The 12,327-nt window shown below is 35.6% G+C and carries 10 protein-coding genes; all 10 read right to left on the bottom strand.

Annotated elements, in window-relative coordinates:
• Nucleotides 1–22: 22 nt before the first annotated feature.
• Nucleotides 23–1,147, bottom strand: a complete 1,125-nt coding sequence (locus JMY06_RS01795) for a glycosyltransferase family 4 protein (RefSeq protein ID WP_201615700.1) — start codon at nt 1,145–1,147, stop codon at nt 23–25.
• Nucleotides 1,140–2,033, bottom strand: a complete 894-nt coding sequence (locus JMY06_RS01790) for a glycosyltransferase family 2 protein (protein WP_201615699.1) — start codon at nt 2,031–2,033, stop codon at nt 1,140–1,142. Before JMY06_RS01790 ends, JMY06_RS01795 begins: the two co-directional genes overlap by 8 nt.
• Nucleotides 2,033–3,040, bottom strand: coding sequence for an EpsG family protein (locus JMY06_RS01785; protein ID WP_227672113.1), 1,008 nt, complete (start codon nt 3,038–3,040; stop codon nt 2,033–2,035). Before JMY06_RS01785 ends, JMY06_RS01790 begins: the two co-directional genes overlap by 1 nt.
• Before the next feature lie 76 nt (nt 3,041–3,116).
• A complete protein-coding gene (locus JMY06_RS01780; protein WP_201615697.1) occupies nt 3,117–4,211 on the bottom strand; it encodes a glycosyltransferase family 1 protein in 1,095 nt (364 codons plus the stop codon).
• The gene (locus JMY06_RS01775) at nt 4,211–5,989 is read right to left on the bottom strand and encodes a hypothetical protein (RefSeq protein ID WP_201615696.1); all 1,779 of its coding nucleotides are present in this window, start codon (nt 5,987–5,989) and stop codon (nt 4,211–4,213) included. The genes JMY06_RS01780 and JMY06_RS01775 overlap by 1 nt, the downstream gene beginning before the upstream one ends.
• 885 nt (nt 5,990–6,874) lie before the next feature.
• A complete protein-coding gene (locus JMY06_RS01770) occupies nt 6,875–7,996 on the bottom strand; it encodes a glycosyltransferase (protein ID WP_227672112.1) in 1,122 nt (373 codons plus the stop codon).
• A 68-nt stretch (nt 7,997–8,064) separates the two neighbouring features.
• Nucleotides 8,065–8,379, bottom strand: coding sequence for a transposase (locus JMY06_RS11985; RefSeq protein ID WP_201615695.1), 315 nt, complete (start codon nt 8,377–8,379; stop codon nt 8,065–8,067).
• A 58-nt stretch (nt 8,380–8,437) separates the two neighbouring features.
• On the bottom strand, nt 8,438–8,908 hold the full coding sequence (locus JMY06_RS01760; RefSeq protein ID WP_227672111.1) for an IS630 transposase-related protein: 471 nt from the start codon (nt 8,906–8,908) through the stop codon (nt 8,438–8,440).
• A gap of 831 nt (nt 8,909–9,739) precedes the next feature.
• Nucleotides 9,740–10,705: a glycosyltransferase family 2 protein gene (locus tag JMY06_RS01755; protein WP_201615694.1), complete on the bottom strand. Its 966-nt coding sequence runs from the start codon at nt 10,703–10,705 to the stop codon at nt 9,740–9,742.
• Complete coding sequence (locus JMY06_RS01750) at nt 10,702–12,213, bottom strand: oligosaccharide flippase family protein (protein WP_201615693.1); 1,512 nt, start codon at nt 12,211–12,213, stop codon at nt 10,702–10,704. The genes JMY06_RS01755 and JMY06_RS01750 overlap by 4 nt, the downstream gene beginning before the upstream one ends.
• Between the last annotated feature and the right edge of the window lie 114 nt (nt 12,214–12,327).

The raw sequence follows: 12,327 nt of genomic DNA, 5'->3' as shown, positions 1-12,327 counted from the left end.
GTAATAATGACCTAATTCAGAATTAATCTAAAAATTTTAAATAAACTTTTGACATAGCTTCCAGTGAATTTTTAACTTCAAACCTCGAAGCTTTCCTGATAGCTTCTTCAGACATCTTAAGGCGAAGTGCATCATCTTTATACATTTCAAATATAGCATCTGCTAAAGCTTTCGAATCATTCTGAGGAAATAAGATTCCATTAACTTTATGATCAACGACTGTACAGTGCCCCCTATCAACAGTTGCAATTACAGGAGCGCCACACATCATTGCTTCTACAAGATTAATACCCAACCCTTCTTGCTTACTAGAAGATAGAGCCACATCAGAGATCTGAAAATATTTTTCAATATCAGTTACATATCCGAGAAAGCGAACATGTTCATCTAAGCCACAGCTTGTAACATATTCTTTAAGCTCATCTAGAAGAGCACCTATCCCAGCAAAAAAAACTATGAAATGGTCAATTTTAGAGGATAGCAACCGGATAGCGTTAATAATAAGTTTATGATTTTTTCTATCAATGAATTCGGCAGCATATACCATAACAAAGTTGTTTCTATCTACATTTAAAACATCTCTTAATTCCATTTTTTGATTAACCGATAAAGGCTGGAATCTACTCGAATCTACCCCAATACCTGGAATCAAATAGTAATTAGTAGATGACGAGCCTTTTTCACGTATAAGGTCGAAATCTTCTTGATTAATACAAATAATCGCATCCGTAAGATAAGATAACCCTACCTCAACTGGATAGTAGGTTAACCAAGACCATAGACTTCCTCCTTTGAAAAAATGAAATCCATGAGCTGTATATAATAATCGCGTTCCATTTCTTCTAGCAGTAATAGAAGAAAGTCTAGAAAGAACACTAGCCACAGGCGTATGACATGATATCAATAAATATTCATTTTTATTAATTATCTTTCCAAGCTGAAAAAGGCTTTTGAAGTTTGATAGAGATACTGGGGACCTTTCAAAGTCAACGTTCCATACCTTAGATACATGAATATCAGAAAACTCTCCATTACATGCTACATGGACCTCATAACCTTGATCATGGAACCATTTTAAATAAGGTCTATGAAAAGTATGAATATGACCAGCAACTGTAGCGATGAAGAGTACTTTTTTTTTATTCATTATCAATACCTGGAATTAGGGTTGAAAATATTTTATCTAGCGAATTATTAAATAATTCTATTAACTTTTCATTTTTATCTTTTTTATTTCTACGATGAAGAAGATAATCAAGAGTACCTGTCAAATCCATAACCTGAACAATACAGGTTTTTACAATAGATTTGGAAATATACTTCCATCTAGCATGTCTAGCTTCAATTAAAGGCGCAAAATTATTTCTCTCTATCCTGTATGCTGTCAACAACTTTTTAGGCGTCACATTGCCTTCTTCTCGATACATATATAAAGGCTCTTTAATTGATATCGCACGAAAATCTCCTACTTTAGCAGCTCGAAGCCATAAATCAGAATCCTGTCCTAAAGGTAATAGTTCATTATAACGGTTGCGTTCGTACCAACTCTTACGCGCAACAAGACCTGCATGTAAGAACCTTTGGGACTTATTTAGAAGCCCTTCAAAAGTATAGTTTTTCTCGTCACTACCTCTATATCCGTTAAAAGTCCCATTATTTCTAATAGAATAAGTACCACATGAAGCAAGGTCATATTTTTCATCAGCATACAGAATTTCAAGTAGCGTCTCTATTCTATTTGGAGCCATCATATCGTCAGCATCCATACGTGCTATGAAGTCATATTTCGCAAGACCTACTAATTGATTGAGGCGCCCCGCTAACTTACGATTTGTACCATCTGAGTACACAGTAACTCTAGGGTCCCTGATTGATCGTGCCAACTCTAAGGAGCGATCTGTAGATCCATCATCAATTAATATGAGCTCCCAGCTTTCATGAGTCTGTGCAAAAACTGAACGCACTGCATCTAACAATGTGGATTCTGCATTATAGAATGGGATACCAATTGTCACAGAAGGAAGTTTATTCATTAAAATATCTCAAAAATAGGATTAATAATATAAGGAGTTAAACCACTAAGTCTGGATGTAGACAAAACGAAATAAGTTATTGCAATTACTACAAAAACGACAGAAACATAAATATTATTAATTCTCTTAAATACTATAGGCAACAATAAAACCAGTGTCCATGTGAAGTAAGTAAGGAGCCTCTGTGGACCTGATGGACTAGCACCTAGCATGGCTATTGGTATAAGAAAAAGCACACCAACAGCGTAAAACGTGAATAGTTTAATAAAACGTGCTTCTCGTATTTTATAAATATGAATGATAAAATATATAAAGACAACCAGTAAAGCAAAAAAGCCCAACGTCAAATAACCACCACCTTTTTCAACTACCTCTGTATAACTCTCATATTTTGAGTTACTTGCAGCAATATAAGAGATAAGAAGCCTACTCCCCAATATAGAAGTTACAAAAGCTATCGACAGTTTATAAATTAATTTTATATTTATATTCACTAAAAAATAAAATGGAATCATAAATAAAGCACTGGTGTGAAAGAGAGAAGCCAAACCACATATCAATAAGTATGGAATAATTCTTTTTTCTAACAAATAAGGAGTTGCCAATGCAAATATTGCCATTGATAAACCTTGGCGCAAACCATTAAAAAAGAAGGTATAAGTTCCTAAAGTAATGAATAAAAAAATAGAAAAACTGTAATTCATACTATATTTTTTAATAACCTTTAAATAGCAGTAGACAACTATTAATCCTGATATAAAAAAAAGCCAAAAATAATTATGTGTTAATTCTAACAAATTATATTCTAATAATCGATACCCCAACTCGAAACCTTCTCTCAACTGAAGGTTATTAACACTCAGTTGATTGACAAAGTATCTGGTATAAGTTTCCGAGTCAGTACCAACCAAATTACTGCGAATTCCAGCAAACAAAGCCAAAACGATTAAAGGCAACCAAAAGGCTTTACGACCAAGCGCTTTCTGCTCTAATGTTATCCAAAACATGACAAAGCTTAGAACTAATAAATATGGAAGCATTTATTCCTCTATAGAAGGTGCTTAAAGTAAATTAATAGGATAATTAAAATTCCAGATAAAACTGAGCTAATTTTTTCGCATTTAAGGACACATCGAAACCACATGACCTTAGTACATCTAATACCTCCTCTTCAGAAGGAGTTGAACGCTTAGGTTCTAACAAACGATCAGCCCAGACTTCTGCAGAATTAATAGGTAAAAAATCAACCAATCCTAATCCTAAATCTACTTCACTTGAAACTTGGTCTGAGACTATTGCAGTTAGTCCAACACTATGACTTTCCACTAATACGACAGGGAAGCCTTCGTGCAAAGAAGGCATTATCATATAGTCTGCACTAGCCATCAATTCAGTAATATCATCACGTACCCCTAAAAATATAATGTTATCTGATAATGACTTATCTTTTACATGCTGCTTTAGTTGATCCTCTAGCGGACCTTGTCCGACAATATACAATGTAAAATTTACTTTACGTTTTTTTAGTTGTTCAGCGATTTCTAAAGAAAACTGATGATTCTTAACATTACTTAAACGTCCAACTTGAATAACTTTAAGGCCATTATCACTGAATTCTTGGCTTATGAAGTCACGTGATTTTTTAGCAATAGTGGTCATTTCTCGTATATCAACAGCATTTGGTAGTAACCAAACATTTTCTGTAGTGCCGAATAAATACTGAGCGGCCAATTCACCACACGCTATTTTATGGGTTGCTACCTGCCGATTAGTTATTAAAGCCCACTTTTCATATACCTTTTTTATTACGCTAGGTTGACCATTACTAGTATTATGCGCATGTGAGATACGATTCTTTACTCCAGCACTCTTAGCAGCAAGTAAGTGAAAAGCATTACTCAATAGCATGTGTGCATGTACAACCTTATATTCAGGGTTCTGCTGCAATAATCTTTTCAGTCGTAACATACGTTCAATTGGATTATTAGCTAAAATTGGAAATACTCTCCCACCTAATTTTTTAATCTCAGCGTCATAATCACCTGTTCCACCTGTGAAGGTTACAAAATCAAATTGAATTTGATTGCGGTCAATATGCCGATATAAATTCATTAACATCGTTTCTGCACCAGCACGGTCCATCCTACCTACAATATGTAAAGTCCGTTGTGGCGCCATCAGTTACTCACCTTAATTTGTTTCGCATCTGATTCATACATAGTGATAATTTTCTCTGCAAGAACGAGGCGATAGGCCAAGGTTGTCGCCGATAATCTCTTGCCGTCTTTAGTTTTAATATAGGCTTTAAGCAAAGCCGGTAAATTACCAGACAGCCACGTTCGAGCCTTTTTAAAAACTGCTGCTTTTCGAGAAACTGCTGTATGCTGTTGATCTAATGTTGGGAGTTTCTGCTTAGAAAAATGCTCTTGAACGGATTCAACCAAACTTGAAGAAAAGTATTTATTTTCTCCAAGAAGCGCAAGCTTACCAAGTAAATAATCACTACCTTGCTCGCTATTAAAATATGAGTCCATTGAGCGTAACGAGCCTGTTGTGTTGGAAGATATGCCACTGCGATCATATTTTTTCCAAAGCCTTTTAATGTGCAGTTTATCTCCTTTTTCCTTGTCGGGCAGTCCCATATAAAGCTTAAATAACGTCCAATTTAACATTGGTGTTCTATTCTCTGCAAATGCACTTATTTGATGTGAAAATGCCGCAAGCACTATAGGTACACGAACATCTGTGAAAGTTCTATCTCTCCATCTTATTAGCGACTCTCCATTTAAACGTTTAGTTAGATATTCATTCTGCAGATCAGAATATTTTTTTACGTTGAAATCTTTTATATTTGAATAGTCACTAAATAATTCTAATCCCATCATCGTTCTAATCTGAAACTCATCAAGGCAATATCCAGCAGGGAATGGAATATCGCCTCTTACGATCATTCGATACCCGCTCTGAAAAAACTTATCCCACATCTTAAAACCATCTGTAAACGCATTGAAGTGGTCAAGACGACCTTCACTTGCCTCTACAAAACTATCTAGAACTTGATCATAAGAATCAATTTCAGTAGGCAAAGACATATCCAATAAATCTTTACCATAAAAACTTGCTACACGCTGTGCAGCTACCTTGTCGTCAAAAACACCTTTCTGTTTTGGCGCGCCCCAATTTACGAGCGTCACCTTATCTTCTAAACCCACCTTTTTACTAAGAGCCAAAAGTAAGCGGCTATCTAATCCACCAGACAAGGGCATTAACACTTGACCTTTAGGATAGCTATTAATAATTTGATCAAGCGACGTAGTTACTTGGCTCTGGTATAGCTTAAGGTAGTCACTTATTTTAGTACTACCTGATGGCGGTAATTCCATACCTAGCTTCTGTTTCCAATCTAGGCACCAATCAGCAATATTTAGTTTATATTCTAAGTGAGGAAGTACCTGTTTAATATCTTGATCCCAGGAAATATACGGTCCTTGACACCCTGAAGATAAATACCAAGCAAGCGTTTCATCATTAAGATGAAAACTACCCTTCAGAGCTACGATTGCACGTTGCGAGGTGGAAACTATGAGCGTGCTATCATCATAGTAGTACCACAAAGTTCGCGAACCAAACTGATCTGAGAAAAATGATACCTCATCTTCAGTGTTTTTAACCACCGCGTAAGACCCATCAGCTTCAGAATCCCATATATCTACCTTTTTACTATCTAACTGCTGAATCCAGCCAATGATCAATGCGCCCTGCTCTGGTTTAGCCACACTCTCACTATTCTGAATAGCATAAAAAGAGCTTAAGTCTTTCGACCATACTTCTACAGTATTTTGACTTTTCTCTTTAATTACTTCAGGCGTCAATAAGCTACAAATGTGCTCAAGCTTTTGAAGCATTTTTGATGATTCAAAAGCTTGGCGAGTTTTAACAAAGAGATATTGGGCCATTGAGTTTCCTATTTTATAGTTTATTAGTTGACGAAAAACAATAGTCTCAGCGTCCAGCTTGTCTGTGAACTGGAGACAACTGGTTGAGTCCAGTTCGCAGACCCAAAATAGCGAATACAGCTAAAGGAACAAGCAGCTTAAGATTCAAAAGCAACAAGCGAGTTTTAAGTTCAAGTGAGCCATAATCAAGATAATTGCGTATTGCTTCGATATGTTCTTTTGCTTTTATAACCGTCTCTTTAAGGTATTGTATATTTATTGGCATTGATGCAAACCAAACTTTATCATAAGTCTTATTCGCCCATACTCTCCTAACTTGAGGAAAGTCTGAATACTACTCAGCTATATATGCTACCAATCTTTCTTACGAAAAGGTATGTAACAGTTTCAGATCGTAGGACCCAGTAATAGAATCGCCACATTGACAATAGTGGTAATAACCATCATTATTGTCAACAATATTAGAGGCAATAAAACCCGTTTCCCAATGAAACGGCCAGTTTTCATAACATTGCTCAGCAGGGAACTGTAGACCCTTACTACCTACCAACTCAGGCCGGATAAATTGTAACTACGCAAAATGTGCATATATAAAACAATCCGTTTGAGCTATAGACTGATAGCTATTAAGCCTACCCTTCAACTCTGGAACAATTTGTACCGGTCCGCCGTCTTGAAAAGACTTATCCGTCAGTAATACGACATCTGCAGCAGATTCTAATGCTCCCAGCAAACAAAGCCAAAACGATTAAAGGCAACCAAAAGGCTTTACGACCAAGCGCTTTCTGCTCTAATGTTATCCAAAACATGACAAAGCTTAGAACTAATAAATATGGAAGCATTTATTCCTCTATAGAAGGTGCTTAAAGTAAATTAATAGGATAATTAAAATTCCAGATAAAACTGAGCTAATTTTTTCGCATTTAAGGACACATCGAAACCACATGACCTTAGTACATCTAATACCTCCTCTTCAGAAGGAGTTGAACGCTTAGGTTCTAACAAACGATCAGCCCAGACTTCTGCAGAATTAATAGGTAAAAAATCAACCAATCCTAATCCTAAATCTACTTCACTTGAAACTTGGTCTGAGACTATTGCAGTTAGTCCAACACTATGACTTTCCACTAATACGACAGGGAAGCCTTCGTGCAAAGAAGGCATTATCATATAGTCTGCACTAGCCATCAATTCAGTAATATCATCACGTACCCCTAAAAATATAATGTTATCTGATAATGACTTATCTTTTACATGCTGCTTTAGTTGATCCTCTAGCGGACCTTGTCCGACAATATACAATGTAAAATTTACTTTACGTTTTTTTAGTTGTTCAGCGATTTCTAAAGAAAACTGATGATTCTTAACATTACTTAAACGTCCAACTTGAATAACTTTAAGGCCATTATCACTGAATTCTTGGCTTATGAAGTCACGTGATTTTTTAGCAATAGTGGTCATTTCTCGTATATCAACAGCATTTGGTAGTAACCAAACATTTTCTGTAGTGCCGAATAAATACTGAGCGGCCAATTCACCACACGCTATTTTATGGGTTGCTACCTGCCGATTAGTTATTAAAGCCCACTTTTCATATACCTTTTTTATTACGCTAGGTTGACCATTACTAGTATTATGCGCATGTGAGATACGATTCTTTACTCCAGCACTCTTAGCAGCAAGTAAGTGAAAAGCATTACTCAATAGCATGTGTGCATGTACAACCTTATATTCAGGGTTCTGCTGCAATAATCTTTTCAGTCGTAACATACGTTCAATTGGATTATTAGCTAAAATTGGAAATACTCTCCCACCTAATTTTTTAATCTCAGCGTCATAATCACCTGTTCCACCTGTGAAGGTTACAAAATCAAATTGAATTTGATTGCGGTCAATATGCCGATATAAATTCATCAACATCGTTTCAGCACCTGCACGATCCATTTTTCCGACTACATGTAATACTCTTTCCATATTAAAATCCAAGTTATCTTTATAATCTGTCATACTTGCATTATACCTAAACTTCAAATTTTTTATATAACCAATCGAACATAAATGTGCACAGACTATAGTCAATCCAGTGTAAAAGAAGTACACTCCATATCTTGAAACAGTTTATTCAAATCATTCTCCATCCAACCTTGACGGAGAAACTTTACTTGTGCCCACTTTTTCTCAATAGGATTTAGATCAGGACTGTATGGCGGAAGAAATAATAGACGATGACCATGTCTATTAAGCAGTCTTCGAACCCGCTGATGAAAGCTTGCATTGTCCATCACAATGACGCACTTGGTTTTAAGACTAGGAATGAGTATATTCTTGCACCAGTCATAGAAGATGTCCCCGTTGATATTTTTCTTGAAGGTATCCAGCGCGAACAGCATCTTTCCTTACAATGCCCCGATGACGTTGGTTCGTTTTCTCCCTTGCCAGTTGTAGCTATCAATACAAGGTTTTACCAATCGGTGCGTAGCCAAAGGGACGTATGGTCTCATGCTGCTCAAAGCCACTCTCGTCCATATAGACAATAGGAAAGCCCTGAACGATATAGTCTTTTAGTTTACTCAGATAGTGAGCTCTTTTTACTGTGTAAGCTTTTGGATGCTCTAAGGTCTTTTTTTTGCTGATGCCAAGGCGTTTTAAAGCCGCTTCAATGCCTGATTTGCTACAGTTAAAACGCTGGGCTCGCTCATATAAATAATCATCTGGATAGAGTTCAACATCTTTTAATAACGCATCGTTAGGTATCTTATTAGGCGTTTTGTTTCTTGTTTTTTGAATACTTGGGTCTTTAAGCCAGCGCTGTAACGTGGTTTTACTAATATGATAAAACACACAAACTTGCCGAATGCTCATGTCTTTCTGTTTGATGTTTCTAATCACTTGGTTGCGGAAGTCTGCTGAGTAGGTCATCGTTCTTATGTCACTTTGCTTGTTTTAAAAGGATTGTATCCTTTATATTTTGGAATGACTATATACACTAAACAGTTTATTTGAACCATTCTCCATCCATCCCATAGTAACTTAGTCTATACACATTTATGTTCAATGGGATTTAATTGAGTACTATAAGACGGTAACCATACCTATTAAATAGTTTTAGTATATGATTAACGACTATACTTATGAAAGCTGGTATTGTCCAAGACGATCACCCATTTATTCTTTAAGCCTGATATTAGAGTGTATTTACACCAGTCATAGACTTCTTGCCAACTAATATTGGTTTTGAAGTAATCTAAAGCGAACAGCATCTTTTCATACAAAGCGCCAATAATTTTGGTTCCGCTCTCGGCTTACTAACTACAGCTGTCTATGCAAGGTCTACCAATGGATGCATAACCATAAGATAACTTTTCTGTTTCTTACTTTTTATAAGCGGTAAGCTTACTTTGAGACGACACTCTTTTAATGAGATACAATTTTGAGTAATTTAAGAATTTTTTGGATGATACTCAATCTATTCAACACATAACTAATTCAATTTTCTCTACAGTCTAAAAGCTGTACTAGTTCATATAAATAATAGTCTGAGTATTGTTCAATGTTTTCCAAAGGGCCTCATCAGGCACTTCGGCCAAAGATTTTTTTCTTGTGGATTCGATACTTAAAACTTTGAGTCACTGTTATACGGTTATTTCAATAATACTATAAAAACCCAAACTTTCTTTATACCCATATTTTATTTTTTCGATAGACAATTTATAATTTCACTTTACTCATTCTAAATATATGAGATTTATTTTATGTTGAACTGTCTATCTTAGCACGTAACTTCTTTCTTAAAGCAAGGAGGATAAAGAATAACTCTGGAGATAATATTGATAATTTAAAAACATAAGATTTTATTCCTACTTTCTTTACTTTCCAGGACTTAACTACATATTTTTCAAACAATTCTTTATCTTTTATGGTTATTGCACATAGGTAAGAAAACCTTAAAAGTATCGTTGCATACTCCTCTTTTATTTTTTCTATGTCACTATCAGAAAAATAGTTCTTATCAAAGTTTTCATAGATAAATAAAATTCTTTCTCTTACTAACGAGCTTACAAAGTTATTCTCGTAGGTAACCCCAACAAATTGTCTATAAACTCCAAGTTGCTCTTCTATGAAATAAATATCTCCCTGTTTCGCCTGCTCAATATGAACCTCTTTATCTAAAGTATTGACATCCAATCTATCTATATACTCTTCAATTTTATTCACAAACATTTTTGATGAATGAATAATAAAAGAAGTAATAAGATATATGTCCAATAATTTATATTTCTTTTCATCAACAAGCCGAAAATCTCTCTTCACTTCCTGACTTTCGGAATTTATTGCTTTCATATTATGAACACATATAGAACAATCTGGATTCGCTTCCAATATATCAAACTGTTTTTGCAACTTATCAGGTAACGCCATATCATCACCATCCATATGTGCGATATATTTACCTTGAGCCTTCTTATATACTTGTCTAATATTTTCAACTGCTCCTACATTCTTTTCATAGAAAACAGGAACAATTAAATTAGGATGTTTTTCGACGTACTGCTGTACAATCGTGTGGGTATTATCAGTAGAGCAGTCCTCGCCAATAATGATTTCAAATTTAAAATTGGTTTGCTGCGTTACTAAACTATCTAAACATTCAGCAATATAATTTTCTTGATTGTATGTTACGACACATACTGACACTTGGATCTCATTATTATTCATATTAGTCTCTTCGGGAACCTGGATTTTAATATATTTAAGACTCGAATAGAACTCATCATCGCAATCAACACACTGCAAACACTAACTAAAATAATTTTGAGTAGGATAATAGGACGATCGCCTGAATATTCTATCCATCGTGTTGTGAGTAGCATGAAAATAGACACTGTCGCTAAACTAGGCAAGAAAGTTTTAAACCAGAGCAAATTAATATTAGGCTCAATTTTTGAATGGACAAAACTGACCCAAAATACTAAGTAAATAACCTGAGTTAAAAACCACACCCAACCTGCTCCTATTGCCCCATAATGTGTCGCCGCCCAAATTATAGCTGGGACTAGTATAACAACACCTGCAATATTCCCAATAAGATGGTATTTTAAATTACCTTTTGCATACTGTAAATAGTAGGGAAAAGCCCCCAGTGCTAATAGAGCATTACCTAGTGCATATAACCGCAAAACTGGGGCTGCTTGAACTGCCAAGGCCATATCTCCGGTCCAAGCATATAATACTGGTTTGGCTACACCTGCTAGTACAATACCTGCGGTAACCACAATCACGGCAATAAACTGCGTCGCATTCAAATAAACTTGCCGCATTTGTTCATGTTGCTGCTCGCCTTCCAAACGCGCCATACGTGGCATAATCGGTGCACTAATAGGCGCACTAAGTTGTAATATTCCACCTGCAACCAATACAGCTAAAGTAAAGTAACCATAATCAGATAAAGGCAAAATACCCGACAATACAAACTTATCCAATTGGGTAAACAACACCCAAACTGAAGACGTAAATGCAATAGTCAAAGCAAAGCTTAGTAGAGGCTTCACAGGCTTTAAGGACCATCCAATTAAATCCTGTGCGGCTGGCCTAGGTAACAGTAAGTAGCTTTTTATCGCTAAAAACAAAAACTCTAATACTGCTACAAATAGCTGAAAAACAAAAAAACTTCTGACAGTGAATCCAAAATAATACATGTATAACAATACACCTGGAGATCTTAAGGTGGCAATTATAATATTGACACCGCTTAACCAAACTATCTGTTCAAACCCAGCAATCACGCCACGATATAACCCTGTCATCCAACGCAGAGCTACACATATTGCCATAACTTGGAGACAAAACAGAACCTCATTTATATTCAGATTCTCTAAGTTTAACCAGTTTGCCGCAATATACCCATTTAATGAAAGTAAAACTCCGCCTCCTACAACTGCGATTACTGCAAATATTAGACTTAAGGCTCTAAATAATCTTCTAAAATTTAAAGCAGTTTCTATTCCAGCATTATAATGCGCAGTTTGGCGGCTAATAGTAGGCGTCAAACCAAAATCGAGAAGATTAAATAAGCCTTGTAGCATGGCAAAGAAACCGACTAAGCCATATGCTTCTGCGCCCATATATTTGATATAGATGGGCAGAATTGCAATACTAATAACAATTAAATAAATTTGGCTAGCATAGCTAGCCAAAATATTTAATTTAAGCGAGGGTTTCTGCATAATTTGAACCAACATTGACGTAAGAAAGCTTACTGTTTTTGTTATGAGAAGCAATGGCTGCCCTAAAAAAGTTTAATATCTATTCTTAGTTTTATATTTTACAATAAGTATGAC

Source organism: Psychrobacter urativorans (assembly GCF_904846675.1).
GTDB lineage: Bacteria > Pseudomonadota > Gammaproteobacteria > Pseudomonadales > Moraxellaceae > Psychrobacter > Psychrobacter urativorans_B.
This window is presented reverse-complemented; position numbering and strand designations above follow the sequence as displayed.